Source organism: Nostoc sp., assembly GCF_036917415.1.
Taxonomy (GTDB): Bacteria; Cyanobacteriota; Cyanobacteriia; order Cyanobacteriales; family Nostocaceae; genus Nostoc.
The window spans coordinates 117,610-135,231 of record NZ_JBALDJ010000113.1; the positions used below are offsets into that span (position 1 = coordinate 117,610).

The 17,622-nt window shown below is 45.3% G+C and carries 8 protein-coding genes; 6 read left to right on the top strand and 2 right to left on the bottom strand.

Going from position 1 to position 17,622, the window contains the following annotated elements; translation table 11 throughout:
* The first annotated feature begins 266 nt into the window (after positions 1-266).
* From V7K41_RS25150 to V7K41_RS25175, 6 genes are all read left to right on the top strand, one after another.
* On the top strand, positions 267-1,190 hold the full coding sequence (locus V7K41_RS25150; protein WP_334852604.1) for a DMT family transporter: 924 nt from the start codon (positions 267-269) through the stop codon (positions 1,188-1,190).
* 497 nt (positions 1,191-1,687) lie between these two features.
* Positions 1,688-3,397 carry an alpha/beta hydrolase gene (locus tag V7K41_RS25155; protein WP_334852606.1) on the top strand — a complete coding sequence of 570 codons (1,710 nt, stop codon included), beginning with the start codon at positions 1,688-1,690 and terminating at the stop codon, positions 3,395-3,397.
* Positions 3,398-3,766: 369 nt separating this feature from the next.
* Positions 3,767-4,300 carry a hypothetical protein gene (locus V7K41_RS25160; RefSeq protein WP_334852607.1) on the top strand — a complete coding sequence of 178 codons (534 nt, stop codon included), beginning with the start codon at positions 3,767-3,769 and terminating at the stop codon, positions 4,298-4,300.
* A gap of 331 nt (positions 4,301-4,631) precedes the next feature.
* Positions 4,632-6,965, top strand: coding sequence for an ATP-binding protein (locus tag V7K41_RS25165; RefSeq protein WP_334852608.1), 2,334 nt, complete (start codon positions 4,632-4,634; stop codon positions 6,963-6,965).
* Between the two features lie 52 nt (positions 6,966-7,017).
* A complete protein-coding gene (locus tag V7K41_RS25170) occupies positions 7,018-7,491 on the top strand; it encodes a response regulator (RefSeq protein WP_334852610.1) in 474 nt (157 codons plus the stop codon).
* 271 nt (positions 7,492-7,762) lie between these two features.
* Positions 7,763-9,448: an ATP-binding protein gene (locus V7K41_RS25175; protein ID WP_334852611.1), complete on the top strand. Its 1,686-nt coding sequence runs from the start codon at positions 7,763-7,765 to the stop codon at positions 9,446-9,448.
* Positions 9,449-9,691: 243 nt separating this feature from the next.
* Here the strand turns inward: V7K41_RS25175 and V7K41_RS25180 are convergent, their stop codons facing one another.
* A complete protein-coding gene (locus tag V7K41_RS25180; RefSeq protein ID WP_334852613.1) occupies positions 9,692-12,487 on the bottom strand; it encodes a response regulator in 2,796 nt (931 codons plus the stop codon).
* Between the two features lie 2 nt (positions 12,488-12,489).
* Positions 12,490-16,983 (bottom strand): ATP-binding protein, encoded by a 4,494-nt coding sequence (locus V7K41_RS25185; RefSeq protein WP_334852615.1) that lies wholly within the window; start codon positions 16,981-16,983, stop codon positions 12,490-12,492.
* Positions 16,984-17,622: the final 639 nt, after the last annotated feature.

Consider the following 17,622-nt stretch of genomic DNA (forward strand, 5'->3'; position numbering starts at 1 on the left):
AAAGTAACACCGAGATAAAGTATACATTTACGAGGAAGTTTGAAATTTAATATTCATGTAAAATGAACACGCAAATTAAAAATTTTATGTGAACAAAAAATATCCTCTTGGGGCTACGAATAATTAATTGAGTTTGGTAAGCTGATTATTTTATATTGAATTTGGATTAACTAAGCTACTAATATCTATTCTCAACAATAGTTTGATAAAATCAGTTAGATATATCTAAAACTTATTATCAGTCCTACTTTGTGTAGGAAATTTGAATGTTACTACATCAAAGTTCTGGTCGGTGGCGCTTAGGGCTAGCTTTATCGCTATTGACGGTCTTATTGTGGGGAATTTTACCTATTGCTCTAGCAGTAACTCTACAAGTACTTGATGTCTATACCGTTATTTGGTTTCGCTTTTTGGTATCATTTATACTGCTTGCTGTGTATTTAGGGATACGCGGTAAATTACCAAAATTAGAACAATTACGCTCTGCTTCTGGAAAATTATTAGCGATCGCGACAATATTCTTAGGGATTAATTACTTTTCGTTTACCCAAGGTTTAGCATTAACATCGCCTGCTAACGCTGAAGTTCTTATTCAATTATCTACCCTTTTATTAGGTTTAGGAGGGTTAGTAATTTTTAAAGAACGTTATCGGCTGTCTCAATGGATTGGCGTTAGTGTAATGATTTGCGGTTATCTTTTATTTTTTGGCGAACAACTAACGAATTTAATTACAGCACATGGCACATATATACTAGGTAGTGTTTTAATTGCGCTAGGATCGACAGCCTGGGCTATTTATGCTTTGGCACAAAAGCAGTTATTACAATCTTTATCTTCCACCAGCATTATGTTGATTATTTATGGAGGCTGTGCTTTATTATTCACTCCTCTAGCTAAATTTAAATCACTTTTTATACTTGATACTTTCCATTTAGGAATGTTGATTTTTTGTGCCTTGAATACTTTAATCGCCTACAGTGCTTTTTCTGAATCATTACAACATTGGGAAGCATCACGAGTAAGTGCAGTAATAGCTTTAGCTCCCATTGTGACATTAATATCAGTCGTGGTTGTATCAGTTATTGCACCTTCTTGGATACCACGAGAAAACTTCACCCTCATAGCAATATTTGGAGCGGGTTTAGTAGTCACAGGTTCAGTAGCGATCGCCTTGGGAAAAGCTGATTAATTGCAATGTGTTTCAGGATTTTTACTGGCTTTTTCAGCTAGTGATTTTGTGCAATATTCAAAGCTACAACATAAATACTGAGGCAGACTATTTTTTATTTGTTATGATTTAATAGTGAAGGCAAACTACTGAAGTCAGCCGGATACTTTACCCATCTGCGTGATTTTGTAGTATTTGATTGTTGACTTTATAGCCGAAATATCCTTGAAGAAGAATTCAAAAATTAGAATTCAGGAGTCAGAATACATTACTAGGGAATTGGGAATAACTACTTTTTAAAACTACCCAAACTAAGATTTAGTAGGAATTTCAAACCCATCATTTTAAGCAAGCTACATTCGCGATTCCTACATAATTCATCCTGATTTATAGCTCCTGACTCCTAAATTCTGTTTTGATAAAATTGAGGCTAATAACTTTAAGTAAACCAAGCAGGGTGCCCGAATAACTACCAAAGCCAACACCCGATAAAACCAGACCACCGAAAGAGTTGAGCGATGAATAGTTTGTTTGGTAATTGGGCCAGCACCCTCAGAAAAAATTCTTTATTGCTGGTTCTTTCAATGGTGCTGCCAACATTTGGAATTAGTAATTCCGTCTTGGCAGCAGAGCGGATTTATGCATCTTATTCAGCTTTGGAACTTTCCATTTCAGTCACGACTTTAGAGAACTACGCCAAAACAGGTGTAATTAACGAAGACTTAGCAGCCTATCAGCGATATCTGCCTCTAGAACAGCTTCAAGAATTGCGGCAGATTTTGCTTAATCGTGTGAAAGTTAGTCCAGTAGTAGTTTCGCAACTTCTCTACACACCGCAAGGAGAATTTTTACTGCATCGATTGGCGCAAGTAATTAAAACCAGTCAACCAGAACCAGGATTGGGTACTTTGCGTTCGGCGCTAATTTTAGCTTCTGGTGAATCAGGAGGCTTGACACTTTTAAATGTGTTGCGTAAATATCCCACCAGCAGCATTCGCCTTGATGTCGCCGAGACTTTAGAAATAGCTACGGAATTGGAGAAACTTGTTAACCAAACCCATCAGGCGATCGCAGCTGTTTCCCAAAAGTCTAAAATAGAAGCTGATAGCATTTCCCAACCAAATTTCTCGCAATTGCCCGATTTAAAGGTTCCGGGAAAATTTAAGTCGCAAAAATACACCCTAAAGTTTTTCGACTCAACCCGCAATCGGCTTTTATTGACTGATGTTTACATTCCTAATGTCCACAATCCTGTATCGGTAATTGTAATTTCTCACGGCTTGGGTTTAGACAGCAGTAACTTTCAATATTTAGCCACTCATCTAGCTTCTTACGGATTTGCTGTCGTGGTTCCGAATCATCCTGGTAGTGATGCGAAACAATTGCGTTCTCTGTTAAAAGGACGCGCCATTGAAGTAGCAGAACCAAGCGAGTTTCAAGACCGACCTTTGGATATAACATATATACTGAATCAATTGCAAAAAGGCAATCAATCTGATTCACGCTTTAAAGGTCGCCTAAATCTGCAACAAGTCGGAGTATTTGGTCAATCTTTGGGAGGCTACACAGCCTTGGCCCTAGCAGGCGCTAAAATCAACTTTCAGCAGTTAAAACAAGACTGTCAACCAGCAGCACTACAAAATACCTGGAATATGTCTTTACTGCTCCAGTGTCGTGCTTTAGAATTGAGCATTAGCAAGTCTGGCAAAGATTATAACCTGCGGGATGAGAGAGTAAAAGCTGCGATCGCAGTTAATCCCATTACTAGTTCGATTTTCGGCAAAGCTGGCTTAAGTCAAATCAAAACTCCAGTAATGATTGTCAGCAGTAGTGATGATACAGTTGCACCAGCTTTATCCGAGCAAATTTTACCTTTCTCCTGGTTGGCAAATTCCCAAAAGTATCTCGTCATGCTTGTTGGTGGCACTCACTTTTCCACCATTGGGAATGGAAACCCTGCAAATAAACAAGTAGCATTACCTGCCGATATGATTGGTGATGCTTCCCAAGCGCGTCGTTACATGAATGTTTTAAGTTTACCTTTCTTCCAAACTTATGTTGCAGGAAGGTCGCAATATACCCCTTATCTTAACGCCGGCTACACTCAAAGCATTTCTAGTAAGTCACTTGGTTTGAGTCTCGTCAAATCATTGAATACAACTGAATTAGTACAATTGCTGGATATGAAAGGAGACAAACCCGCAAAAAAAAACTCCCCAACACCATAGTCAGCTTCGGATTTTGGATGTTGGATATTGGTGTTGCATTGCTGCATGTAATGATTTTTATTTGATTTGAACAGACGTAATTAATTACGTCTGTGCAGTTTATTTAGATATTTATAAAATTAGAGGCTCAATTTTGCTTGCACTTTTTCAATTAGATCCTCTTCAACTTTACCAATGGATATTGGTACTTTAGGAAAGATGCGGGAGGTTCTATTAGTTGGACAGGAAATGGAGCAAGACCAGCAATCTCTCCTTATGTTTGGCAATGGATAAATCCAAGGACGTACCGATATGGCAAAAATTATCAGAGCCAATAGCTAAAGAAAACATCAGATGAGAGTAAGACAACTGTTAATCCCATTTTTAATTGTGTTAGGTGTGATTGGCATCAGCATTATGAGTTCTAGAAGCCAGCCGAGTCCAACACCTTTAAATCCCTTAAATCCATTACGTGGAGGTCCAGTGCCTGGATTTAAAGTTCCTTTGCCTGAAGGCGGAGTATCAGGTAAGCTTCCAACTAATTTACCAAGTGCTAGTAAAGTCCCTTTTTTGAACTTGGACAGCGTGAGAAAAATTGCTCTAACAACTGCAACTAAAGGTTATTCTAGCCCCAATTCCATTATTAAAGACATTAAATTAAGTACTCATGGTGCATTAATTGATAACAAAGTCTTTACCAGGTCTTTTAATGTTGATGATTCGCGTGAAGTTTATTTAGTAACTATAACTGGAAACTTTTTCTTTAGCAGAGTTCCTAACGAACCAGAATTTGATAGTTATCGTCGCCGTTCTTTTATCAATATGGAAATTGACGCGACCAACGGAGATGTTTTGGCAATTGGAGGCTCTAGTCTGACTCAAAATCCTGAGATCGTTAAATCTTTACCAGGGCTAACCCTTTGATGAACGTTTTAAAAGCCAGAAAATCTAAATAAATGTTCAGATATAGTAAATAGTGAATTATTGCCATATCTGTTAATAGTTAAGGTCAAGCCATTAACCAATACTAAATTTGATCCGCCTGTTTTGTTCAAGTGAATAAAACAGGTTTTTTATGTAATAGGAATTTCTTCAAGCCATTCCCGCGCAAGAAAGATTAACAGCATTTGTTACTGTAAAAACCGTAATAAGCACAGATGATATCCGATCGCATTCATACCTCTCGACATATACTTTAAAGAATTATGACATTTAATTGCGCTATTGTAAAAGTCAGCTTTACATAAGTTCAATTATGAGCCAGCCTGAATATACTACAGCCCAAGCTACTGCCCTGACTAACCACGATCGCAAACCTATTCACATACCTGGCTCTATTCAACCTCATGGCGTTCTCCTGGCACTCAGTACTCAACTAGAGATACTGCAAGTTAGCAACAATACCCAAGTGTATTTGTGCAAAGCTCCAGAAGATTTGCTCGGTCAACCTTTGAGCTATTTACTTGACCCTCAGTCCGTGGAAATTGTCAAGCAGTGCTTAGTAAAAAAGATTGGCAGCGCTAATGTATTTAAAGTATTAATAAATACATTGTATGGGAAAATATACTTTGATGCTATTGCTCATCGTACAGAAGAAGCTGTGATTCTGGAGTTAGAACCAACTGACTCGGAATTTGAGGTGAGTTTCTTAAACTTTCATACTTTGGCGAGTGAAGCGATCGCTAAAATGCAAAGCACATCCAATCTGGGAAAATTTTTGCATTTGGTAGCTGAAGAAGTCCAAAAAATCATCGGTTTCGATCGGGTGATGGTCTATCAATTTGATGAGTCGGGAGCAGGTTCTGTTGTTGCAGAAGTTAAACGAGAAGATTTATCACCTTATTTAGGACTCCATTATCCCGCTACAGATATTCCAGCGCAGGCTAGAGAGTTATACACGCGCTGCTTTCTCCGATTTCTTCCCGATTTGATAGCCGAACCTGTCAAGCTAGTTCCACCGGAAAATCCAACAACACATCCGCATCTTGACTTAAGTTACTCTGTGCTACGGAGTTTTGATTGGTGTTGTGCTGAATATCATCAAAATATGGGAGTGAAGGCTCTTTTGGTGATTTCGCTCATTCAAGAGCAAAAGCTTTGGGGATTAATATCCTGTCACCATCAAACACCAAAGTATATTTCTTACGAAGTCTGCAAGATGTGCGAATTTTTGGGACAGATTGTCTCTTCAGAATTAGCGCACAAAATCAGTTACTCGGAATGGGATTATAAAGTAAAACTCAAATCGCTACAGTCTGAGTTTCTAGAATCTATTTCCCAAGCAGATAATTTTATCGATGCCTTAATTAAACCGGAAATCCGCTTGCTCGATCTTGTTAGTGCCTCTGGAGCGGCGGTTTGTCTGGATAATGAAATTACTCTTGTAGGAACAACACCGAATATTGATGAAGTTCGGGCGCTCATTGAATGGGCGGATACCCAAGTTAGTGACAACCTGTTTTCTACCGATTCTCTGCCGAAGCTTTACCAAGAGGCGCTGATATTTAAAGATACTGCTAGTGGCTTGTTGCTACTGCGGATTTCTAAAGTCCGGCGCTATTACATCCTTTGGTTTCGCCCTGAAGTTATCCAAACGGTACACTGGGCAGGAAATCCACAGGAATCCATGCAAGCACAGGCAGATGGTAGCTTTAGCCTATCTCCCCGAAAATCCTTTGAACAATGGCAAGAAACGGTTAGATTAACTTCTCTACCCTGGAAACCTTGTGAACTTGACAGTGCGATCGCTTTGAATAATGCGATCGTTGGTATTGTACTCTCGAAGGCGGATGAATTAGCTAAAATCAACCTGGAGTTAGAACGCAGCAACCAAGAACTAGCATCCTTTGCCTACGCCGCTTCCCATGACCTTAAGGAACCTTTGCGGGGCATTTATAACTTCTCGACAGTGCTGCTAGAAGACTATGCCCAAGTATTAGATGATGAGGGAATTGAGTGTTTGCAAACAGTAGTATCCTTGTCTGTACGCATGGAAACTCTGATTAATGCTCTATTGCGGTTATCGCAGTTAGGACAAGCGCAACTGCGTGTGCAAGCAACTGACCTCAACGAATTGCTCAACCAGGTAATTGAAGTCTTTCGTGCTAGTCGTCAAGACTCTCAGTTTGTGGATATTCGCATTCCTCGCCCTTTACCAACAGTTTTGTGTGACCGAGTTCTCGTTAATGAAGTCTTCAGTAATCTGATTGGTAATGCGTTCAAATACAACGATAAGGCGGAGCAATGGGTTGAGATTGGCTACCTTTCTCAAGAAGAGACAGAGGAGCAGGGGGAGCAGGGGGAGCAGGGGGAGCAGGGGGAGATAAGGGGAATAACCCATGCCCCATGCCCAATGCCCCATGCCCCATGCCCAATCTTTTATATCCGAGATAACGGTATTGGAATTCCACACCATCACCTAGAAACTATCTTTAGATTATTTAAGCGGCTCCATTCCCAGGAAAAATACGGTGGAGGAGCCGGTGCAGGACTAGCTATTGTTAAGAAGATTGTTGAGCTTCATAACGGTAAAATTTGCGTGAAATCTACTGTAGGCGTTGGCTCAATGTTCTATTTTTCGCTGGAATAGTTTAAGATAATGATTAAATATGTATTTTTGTTAAGCTCTTTTAAGACCACGAATGACAAAAAAACTTCATGAACCGCTGCTCGTTGTTGAGGACAGCAATGAAGATTTTCGGATGCTGCAACGTCTGATGCAGCGTATGTCCGTCCAGAACCCCATACACCGTTGTACTAATGGAGATGAGGTTTTAGAGTTCCTTTATCAACAGGGAAACAATGCCTACGGTAAGGACGAAAACCTACCCAACTCTAAAGTAGCATTACGACCCTCTGTGATCTTGCTCGATCTGAATTTGCCAGGTATTGATGGGCGTGACATTTTAGATCGGCTCAAGCAAGACAAGAGTTTCAAGGGAATTCCTATCGTTGTTTTTACTACATCATCTAACCCCAAGGATATTGAATTGTGCTACGAAAAGGGCGCAAATGGATATCTGGTAAAACCGATGGATGCTCAGGAACTAAAAAAAACGGTTCAGGCATTCGTAAACTACTGGCTTGAAGCCAATACGCCACCCGTGTTGGATTAATTTATTTATTTTCTGTTAATGTGGCAGTAGGGACAATAGGATAATGAAGAAGACGGCTCAGGGACACAGTGACATTTTCCTCTTTGAATCACTGTGTTTGTTTCTCTTAAATGCGTTTCCCCCATTTTCCTCGACTATTTTATATTGCTTTAGAATTACTAAAGGATTTAGATTTTATTTAGACTTAATTTTATATTATTTTTAGAATTATGCAATAAAAACAGAATCTGGATAAAAGGGATCTATATAGCTCCCCGATCCTCATAACCTTATGTTGGACACATGGACGCTACTTATCATCGATGATTGTGCCGCAGATCGGAAAATCTATCGTCGATATCTTTTGAAAGATCCGCACCAGTCCTACCAGATTTTGGAGGCAGACTGTGCAGAAGAAGGACTTGCTTTGTGCCAAAAAGTACGCTGCAATGTCATTTTGCTGGATTTTTGCCTACCTGATATGAGTGGGTTAGAACTTTTCGATCGCATACAGCAGGAGATATTTAAGACTTCTGTCCCCGTGATTATGTTGACAGGGCGCGGCGACGAAGAAATCGCTGTGCAGGTAATGAAACGGGGTGCTTTAGATTATTTAGTCAAGCAAAATTTGACACAGGATGTGCTGCAACTAGCAGTCCGCAACGCCATTAAGCAATCGTGCTTGCAAGCCCAACTGCTCAAAACTCAGGAGAGACAGCGCTTAATTGCCACGACTGCTTTACGAATTCGCCAGTCTCTTAACCTAGAGCAAATTTTGAATACGGCTGTAGCCGAGGTACAGCAACTTCTGAAGTGCGATCGCGTGATGGTGTATCAGTTTGCCCCAGATACAGATGGTAAAATAGTTGCCTCATCAATTGAGTCATACCGGACTGTGGCATTGTGCGATCGCATTGGGGCTGGAAACAAAAGGACGAGGAGACAAGAAGATAGAGAACTGATGACTAGGGAAGAGTTTTCCCAATCCCCAATCCCTTATATCTATGAGCTTGGCTTGTGTAATTGTGTCAACCTAAAAGAGCAATTTAATACTAAGGCAAATCTGGTGGTTCCGATTAATCTGAGCAACAATGGGAACCCAACCCCCAAAGTTTGGGGTTTATTGATTGCTCACCATAATTCTGGGGAACGACACTGGCAAACTGATGATGCAGAAATGCTCAATGAAGTATCAGTGCAATTAGCGATCGCGATTCAACAGGCGGAATTGTTAGCCCAAACTCAAGCAGCTCTTGCCAAAGAAAAGCAACTCAATGCATTTAAATCCCAAATAATTACAACGGTTTCCCATGAGTATCGAACGCCGCTAACTTCAATTCTGGCTGCTGCATCAACTTTGGTAAAACATAGCCAGCAACTGGATGAGTCTAAACAAGAGAGGTTCTTGGGAATCATTGAACAGAAAGCAAGGTATATGTCCAAACTTGTGGATAATATGCTTCTGGTTAACCAACTTGAATTGGAAAAACCCAAGTTTCAACCAATCTCAGTCGATTTACTGCAATTTTTTTCTGACCTTTTAGAACAAGAGCGAGAAACAGTAGGCGATCGCCACGAATTGATTTTTAAAATTACTGGTAATCATCATGGATTTTGGGGCGATCGCGGACTTTTGCAGCAAATTTTTATTAACTTAATGTCCAATGCAATTAAGTACTCTCCAGATGGAGGTAGTGTAGAATTTCACCTGATCGGCAAAGAATCAGAAGCAATTTTTTACATCAAAGATCGGGGAATTGGTATCCCGATGGCAGATCAAGAAAATTTGTTTCAATCCTTCAGTCGTGCAAGTAACGTTGACACAATTCCTGGTACAGGCTTAGGGCTTGCGATCGCTAAAGCTTGTGTCGAGTTACATGGTGGCGATATTACCTTGTCCAGTGAAGTAGGACAAGGAACTAAAGTTACAGTCAGCTTACCGAAGTCATTCCCAATGGGTCATATCATGTCCGGGTAAAGACTTATCATTTAGACCGCAGGGGGCAGGGGGCAGGGGGCAGGAGGCAGGGGGCAGGGGGCAGGAGGCAGGGGGCAGGGAGCAGGGGGCAGGGGGCAGGGGGCAGGAGGCGAGGCAGGGGGAAAGAGGCTTTTGGGATTTTTGCACAGATGCGGTAATCATAAGTGATTAACCGGACTTGATATCAAGTATCTCCATCATCAACTTGACCGAACAATTCATAACCGGAAATTTTTATACCTATTAGTTGTGTTCTAGCAGGTTTACAATCTTCCTCACTAACTCCTCTGGTTCTAATGGCTTGCTAATGTGAGCTTGAAACCCAGCAGTTAGTGCTTTTTGCTGGTCAATATCTGCGGCATAAGCGGTAAGCGCGATCGCCGGAATCGTTCCTCCTTGATTGGGTGGGCGCGAACGAATCTGCTGGATCAGCATATAGCCATCCATATCAGCCATGCCGACATCACTCACAATTAGATTGGGAATGAAACTATCAAGTACTTGCAATGCATCTAGCCCAGACGCTACGGCTGTCACCTTTGCGCCACTTTGTTCTAGCAAAAATGTTTGAAACTCGCGAGTATCAGTATCATCATCTACGAGCAAAATTTGCAGGTTGCTTAAGGGAGTTTCTGCGCTTGATGCTTCAGCGTTGGCATAGTCAAGTACAATTTTTGCTGACTGATTCAAGATCGGTATTTGAACTATAAAGGTTGCACCCTGATTCTCACCCAAGCTTTCTGCCTTGACTGTGCCACCGTGCAGTTCCACAATTTGGCGGACGATCGCCAGCCCCAAACCCAAGCCACCAAATCTGCGTGTCGTCGAGCTATCCTCTTGCCGGAAATAATCAAACACATGCGGTAGAAATTCCGGTTGAATGCCAATGCCTGTATCGATCACCCGGATCTGAGCCAGTCGAGCAATTTGCCTTAATTCAATGATTACTTGTCCGTCATCTGGTGTAAATTTGACGGCATTGGTAAGCAAGTTCCACACCACTTGCTGCAAGCGGGCTGCGTCACCAGAGACAGGTGCAGTCGGATCGAGATCGATCCGTAAGTTAATATTCTTTGCTTCTGCTGCTAAACGCACCGTTTCCAGGGCAGCAGAAATAACAGAGATTAAATTAAGGGGAGCCACTGTTAAGGATAGCTTGCCCCGCATAATCCGCGAAACATCGAGTAAGTCTTCAATTAATTGTGATTGCAGTTTGGCGTTGCGCTCAATCGTTAGCAGTGCTTCGCGTTGACGGGCGGCGTTGAGCTTGCCTTTTTGCAGCAGTTGTGCCCAGCCCAAGATGGGGTTGAGGGGCGATCGCAACTCATGAGACAGCACCGCTAAGAACTCGTCTTTAATTTGGTTAGCTCGTTGCAACTGTTCTGCGTGTTGCTGAATCGAGACAATTAGGTTGGCTCGGTCGAGGGCGATCGCTATCTGCTCAGACATCAATTGCAGCAAATCGATTTCTTCTGAGGTAAAGCAAGTGCGGGTGCGGCTACCAAAGCAGATGGTTCCCAATAACCGTTCTTGGATAATTAACGGTTGACCGACATAAGTGGTGCCACTCAGGTCGCGGATGGCTTGGGCACGAGGATGAGTGGCAATTTGGGCGCGGTTGAGAACGATTTGCTGGCGTTCTTGAGCCACCAATCCACAGAGGTCTTCACCGAACTCAAGCCACTCGATCGCCTCTACGATCTCTTGAGTAATGCCCTGATGGTTTTTCAAATGTAGGATGGGGCGGTTGTCTTTTGACTCGACGATGTAGTTGTAGTAAAAGTCCAACCCTAGCTGGGGTGCGAGTTTGCTGAATAAATTGTGCATTAGCGTCATCGGGTGCTCGACCGCCAGGAGATCGCTGGTGATGTCATAGAGCAACCGCAAGCGTTCATCGGCTTGCCGCTGTGAGGTTACATCCCGCATGATTTTAATAAATCCTTGCACGTCGTCCGCTTCATCGCGTAAGGGCATCACAAAGCCACTACCCCAAAAGCGGCTACCGTCTTTTCGGATATGCCAGCACTCATTTTCTGCCTGTCCTTGAGTTTGGGCGGTCTGCAATTCCCAGCCAACGCGGTCTTTTAGGTTCTCTTCAAGGGAATAAAGACTGCGACTGTCACGGCCAATTATTTCTGCTTCTGAATACTTGAACAAGTGTTCGGCACCAGCACTCCAACTGGTGATCGCAGCGTTGCAATCAAGCGTTAGAATGGCATATTCTTTTGCACTTGCCACCATTAACCGAAAGCGAGCTTCACTTTGTTTGAGGGCGGTTTCGGTTTGTTTGCGATTGGTAATGTCGTAGGACATTGCCAGCACAGCATCAACTTCACCGCGATCGTTGCGTAAGGGTGTGCCATGAGAGATATAGTAGCGATCGTGGCTGTTGTGTTCTAAGGCAAACGATTCACCATTGAGAGCTTGACGGATGTAGGGTTCGTAGCTGGCTGCCAGCGTTGGGTCGAGGGCTTCCCAGAGTGTTTTGCCGACAAAGTTTTCAGTAGTCATACCGACCCACTCCAGCGCTTCGCCTTCTGCAAGCTGGTAGCGCAAATCTCGATCCACAATGAACACAGCGCCATGAGGCAGTTTGGCCGCAACTTGACGCAGGCGGGCTTCGCTTTGGTGCAGTGCTGCTTCGGCAAGTTGGCGATCGCGCTTTTCTTGGGCTTCTCGCAGCGCTCGTTGGACACAAGGCACCAACCGCCCTAAGTTGCGCTTGAGCACATAGTCGGTGGCTCCCAGTTTCAGCGCTTCAATCACCAATTCTTCGCCCATACTGCCAGAGACGAAAATAAAGGGCGTGACAGGACACAGGTTTTGGGCAATTTTCAAGGCGGAAATGCCATCAAAACTGGGCAAGGTATAGTCTGCCAAAATCAAGTCAAACGCATTGGTTTCTAATGCCCTCACAAACTCAGCGCGAGTTTCTACCCGGAGCAGTTCAAAATTAGCGCCGCCATCGGTCAGGGTGATATGTATCACCTCTGCGTCAAGGGGATTGTCTTCGAGCAAAAGAAACCGCAATGCTGTCATGACTATGCCTCATGTTTCGGGAGCGAAAAGTAAAACGTTGCGCCCTGGCCCGTCGCGCCTTCTGCCCAGATGCGTCCGCCATGTCGATCAATGATCCGCCGCACAGTCGCAAGTCCGACTCCAGTGCCAGCAAACTCCTCCTGCGGATGCAGCCGTTGAAATATACTGAATAGTCCATCGTAGTATTTCATGTCGAACCCTGCACCATTATCTTTGACAAAGAAAATCACTTCCTGCTCCTGTTCAATGCTACCAATTTTGATGGCTGCTTCCGTGTTATTACGGCTGTACTTGACGGCATTCGATAGCAAATTTTGCAGTACTAGCCGCAGCAGTGCCGGGTCAGCCTTTACCGTTGCCAATGGCTCGATTTCCCAGTGGAGCGATCGCCCGATTAGTTCTGGCTGCAATTGTTCTCGCACCTGCTGCACCAATTGACTGATAATAACTGTTTTGGAATGGATTTCTGTCTTCCCCAGGCGGGAAAATTCCAGCAGGTCGTCTACCATTTTTTCTGCCTCAAGAGCAGATTTCGTGATAATGTTGAGAGTTTGCAAACTGGATGCATCGACGAGCGTTGCATTGAGCTTGCCTTGCAACCGTTCGGCAAAGCTGCTGATGTAGCGTAGCGGCGTTCGCAAGTCATGGGATACTAAGGAAGAAAACGCCTCCAGTTCTTGGTTGATGGCTTCTAGTTGAGCCGTCCGCGCTTTCACTTGTTGCTCCAAGCGATCGTTGAGTGTTTCTACCGCCTGCATCACCTGTTCGCGGTAGACTGCTTCGCGTCGCAGCTGTGCCAGTTGTAGGTTAGCATTGACTCGCGCTAACAGTTCTCGTGCCGAGAAGGGTTTAATTAAGTAGTCATCTGCGCCAGTTTCTAACCCCTCCACCCGTGATTCTTCGCCAGCACGGGCAGAGAGCAAAATAATCGGGATTGTCTGGGTATCTGGTGAAGCTCGTAGCGATCGCAATAACTCAAATCCATCCATTCTGGGCATCATCACATCTGCTAACACCAAGTCGTAGACTTTGGCACTTCCACCACGCCGGATCGCAGTCAGTGCCGCTAACCCGTCATTTACAGTTTCCACCTCGTAGTACTGGTTTAACAACCGCCTGAGATAGCGGCGTATATCGGCGTTGTCATCCACTAGGAGAATACGCGCCCTCTTGGAGCTTTGAGCTTGAACTTCCAAGCTCTGAGCTTGAACTTCCAAGCTTTGAGGGTGAACCTCCAAGCTCTGAGCGTGAACTTTCGAGCTCTGAGCGTGAACCTCCGAGTTTTGAAGTTGAAATTCTGTGCTTTCTTCAGGTAGCCAACGTAAGGCTTCATCAACAAAAGTATTCGCCGTTACAGCCGTCGATGCCAGTGTAGAGGCAACCCAAATTTGGTCAGCGGGTAGATGGGCGATTCCGGTGGGAATGGTGACGGTGAAGGTTGTGCCTTGGTCTACTGCGCTCGTAACCGCGATCGCGCCGCCGTGCCGCTTGACGAGTTCCTGCACCAGAGACAAGCCAATGCCTGAGCCTTCATAGCTGCGCCCCTTCGCGCCTTTGACTTGATAGAACCTCTCAAAGAGGTGAGGCAGTTCTGAAGCGGAAATACCTACGCCCGTGTCGCTGACCATTAATTCAACGAAGAGGCAGGGGGCATGGAGAAGAGGCAGAGGGGCAGGGTGCGGGGGGCAGAGGGGAAAATTCTTCTCCCTTGCTCCCTGCTCCCTGCTCCCTGCTCCCTGCTCCCTGTTCCCTGTTCCCTGCTCCCTGCTCCCTGCTCCCTGCTCCCTGCTCCCTGCTCCCTGCTCCCTGCTCCCTGCTCCCTGCTCCCTGCTCCCTGCTCCCTGTTCCCTGCTCCCTGCTCCCTGCTCCCTTGCCTCTTGGTCAACTGTGTTTGCTTTGAATTTGAGCGAGACAGAAATGATACCCTCGAAGGTAAATTTTAAGGCATTGGAGAGCAGATTCAACACAATCTTTTCCCACATCTCGCGATCGACGAAAATGGGATCGGGCAGGGGAGGACAATCGACAACTAACTGCAAATTGGCATTCTCAATCGCCGAGCGAAACACACTTGCCAGTTCAGCCGTGTAGGTGGATAAGTCGGTGGGTTCGTAGTTTGCCTTCAGGCCGTCGGCTTCGATGCGAGAGAAGTCGAGCAGGGTATTGACCAGTTTCAGCAAACGCAAGCTATTGCGGTGGGCTAGTTCTAGCTGTTCCCGTTGTGAAGAAGTTAGGGGATTTACCGAATCGCTCAAGGCATCTTGCAGGGGAGCGAGTATCAACGTTAACGGGGTGCGGAATTCGTGGCTGACGTTGCTGAAGAAGAGAGTTTTGGCGCGATCGAGTTCTGCCAGAGATTCGGCACGTTGGCATTCTTCTTCGCGGGCAGCTTGTTCTCGAATCCGTTGAATTTCTGATTTGCGCATTGCTGCTTCGGCGCAGGCGCGTTCGATGGTAGCCCAGATGCGTTCGGCGGTTTCGCGCACGAGTTCGATTTCCGTCGCCGACCACTCGCGCGGCGCGGATTCGGTAATGCAGAGCGCGCCCACCAACGCGCCCGCTTTCATCAGCGGTATGGAGATATGCGCGATAATCCTGACAGCCGCCATCGCCTCGCGGTCGGCTTCGGGAATGATGTCCGAGTTTTCCGTATCCGCGACGATGATGGTTTCGCCCCTTTGAAGGAACGGCACAATCCAGCCGTAATCCGTTAACCGAAAAACGCCAACGAGCGAAGGCGAGTCGCCGCGCAAATAATCCTGATTGACGCGCGCGGAACTCTGTGCATCGTTGACTTCGACGTAGTAGGTGCGGTCAACGCTCAAATGCTCGCCCAGCAGACAGCACGCTTGGGTCTGAATTTGCACCGGATCGGCCAGCGATCGCAGCGCATCCGACAACTTGACCCGAAACGCATCCATCTCGGCAGCGCGGCGCAATTGTTCTTCTGCCTGTTTGCGCTCCGAGACATTGCTGAATAGGACAGCGATCTGTCCTGGCATCTGGGCGGGGAAGACCTCCGCTTCCATCCATAGGTCGAGTGCCGCAACATAGCCCTCGAACTGCTGAGGCTGTCCGGTTCGCACAACTTCGTCGTAGATGTCCATGATTGGTTGTTCAGCATCCGGCACGAGTTCGCGGATCGTCTTGCCGACGACATCGTGCATTCCAGTATGATGCTCAAATGCTGGGTTTGCCGTCAGGTATCGGAAGTCGCTCGGTTGCCCTCCAACGGTCTCGATCTTCTCGATAATGCAGAAGCCTTGAGCCATTGTCGTAAACAGCGATCGATATTTCTCTTCTGATTCGCGCAACGCTGCTTGGGCTTGCCGTTGCTCAATTAAATCGGCGGCTTGGCGGGCGAGTAGGTCAAGGAAACGCAACTCGCCATCGCTCGGATGATAGTGTTCGCGCCAATGCGTCGAAACCATACCGATCGGTTTGCCCAAGCGGGTAATCAGGGGGGTTGACTGTGCCGAGAGATACCCAGCGTCAACGTGCCTTTGCATTGAGCCATCGGGGTCTTCGCTCTTTGGCACGTCGAAATCAATAAACGTGCGATCGCCGTTTTTAAGTGCGATGCCGCAGGGCGTGTTGGAACTCGCATTCACACGGTAGAAATGTTCAGTCAGATTCCGCTCAAAGCCCTGCGTCGCCAGCAGTACCAATTCTTGTGTCGCTTCGTCGAGAATTTGTACTGTTCCGGCATCCGCCCGCGTCAGAGCGATCGCAGCAGCCATAATTTCTTGGTAGAGCGTCTGAATGTCGCCTTCAGTTACAAGCCTCGCGCTCAGTTCGTGCAGTAGTTGCGTATCTTTCAGGTCTGACTCGACGGCTGATAAAGCTTGTTTGCGATCGATGGTATCTTTGTCAACTGGTCGCGGTGATAGCGCAGCGTTAGCGAGTATTCGAGCGTCGGAGTCCCCCACAATACCGGAGGTTGGTGGCTCTTGGTACGCCGCTTTGGTACTGGGTACTGGGTACACTTCGGCAAGCTCAGTGCATCGCTGGGTACTGGGAAATTGTAACAAAATATGTTCGGGGTTAAAGCCCCGGACATAATTTTTCGTTTGATTACCACTACCCCAATCCCTAATCCCCAATAAAGAGTCCCTTTTACGTTCCTGCGCTTCCTGCAATGCCCGTTGTACCGATGGCACTAACCGCCCTAAGCGTTGCTTGAGTACATAATCTGTCGCGCCCTGTTTGATAGCTTCAATCGCCAATTCTTCGCCCAAACTGCCAGAGATGAAAATAAACGGCATCTCAGGACGTAGGCTATGGGCGATCGTTAGTGCCGCAATCCCATCAAAACCAGACAAGGCATAGTCTGCCAAAATCAAGTCGATTTCGTCGGTTTCCAGTATTCTGATAAAATCAGCACGAGTCTCTACTCGCAGTAGTTCACAGTTAATACTGCCCTCGAGTAGCGTGGCTTGCACCACTTGTGCATCGGTTAGATTGGCTTCGAGCAAGAGAAACTGAAATGCTGACATTATTTTCCTCCTGGTGTTTTGGTAGTACCGGGCGGTTTATTCGACATTTGCCGAGCAAATTTGCGCCAGCGCCTTCATATTTTCATTGGTCACAAAAAGCTCTTTAGCCACGCTACCTTAACCTCATTGACGGTAATAGTCAGGCAACGCCCGACCAAAGAATCTTGCAGATCCGTTCAGCAAGAAAGCCTTAAGCAGAAATAATTACAATCTATATATATTTTGCTAATTTTATGCCAAATTTTAGTATCATAAACTGTTTATCATGTTCTACAACAAATAGCAGCCCCCCTTAGAGGTTGTTTGAAAAGTCATGATTGATGTATCAAATATTTTTACCCCACCCTAACCCTCCCCGATGTATTGGGGAGGGAACCGGATTTTTCTTGTTTCCCCCCAATGCATCGGGGGGATTAAGGGGGGTAATAATGTGATTAAAATTACAGCCAACTACTTTTCAAACAACCTCTTAAAGGATATATCAACAATTCCTGCCAACACCGAATCAATAAATTATAGTGTGTGAGGAATTGCAGATTTACAAAACGTAAATAGGCTTAAAAGCCTTACCAATGACAAATGACTAAAGACAAATGACAGCCCTCTCCTGTCGGAGACGCTACGCGAACGCCAGTTATC

Excerpts from the sequence above, each read along its gene's own strand:
- V7K41_RS25150 (WP_334852604.1), top strand. The coding sequence starts at position 267 with ATGTTACTACATCAAAGTTCTGGTCGGTGGCGCTTAGGGCTAGCTTTA.
- V7K41_RS25155 (WP_334852606.1), top strand. The coding sequence starts at position 1,688 with ATGAATAGTTTGTTTGGTAATTGGGCCAGCACCCTCAGAAAAAATTCT.
- V7K41_RS25165 (WP_334852608.1), top strand. The coding sequence starts at position 4,632 with ATGAGCCAGCCTGAATATACTACAGCCCAAGCTACTGCCCTGACTAAC.
- V7K41_RS25170 (WP_334852610.1), top strand. The coding sequence starts at position 7,018 with ATGACAAAAAAACTTCATGAACCGCTGCTCGTTGTTGAGGACAGCAAT.
- V7K41_RS25175 (WP_334852611.1), top strand. The coding sequence starts at position 7,763 with ATGTTGGACACATGGACGCTACTTATCATCGATGATTGTGCCGCAGAT.
- V7K41_RS25180 (WP_334852613.1), bottom strand. The coding sequence starts at position 12,487 with ATGACAGCATTGCGGTTTCTTTTGCTCGAAGACAATCCCCTTGACGCA.
- V7K41_RS25185 (WP_334852615.1), bottom strand. The coding sequence starts at position 16,983 with ATGTCAGCATTTCAGTTTCTCTTGCTCGAAGCCAATCTAACCGATGCA.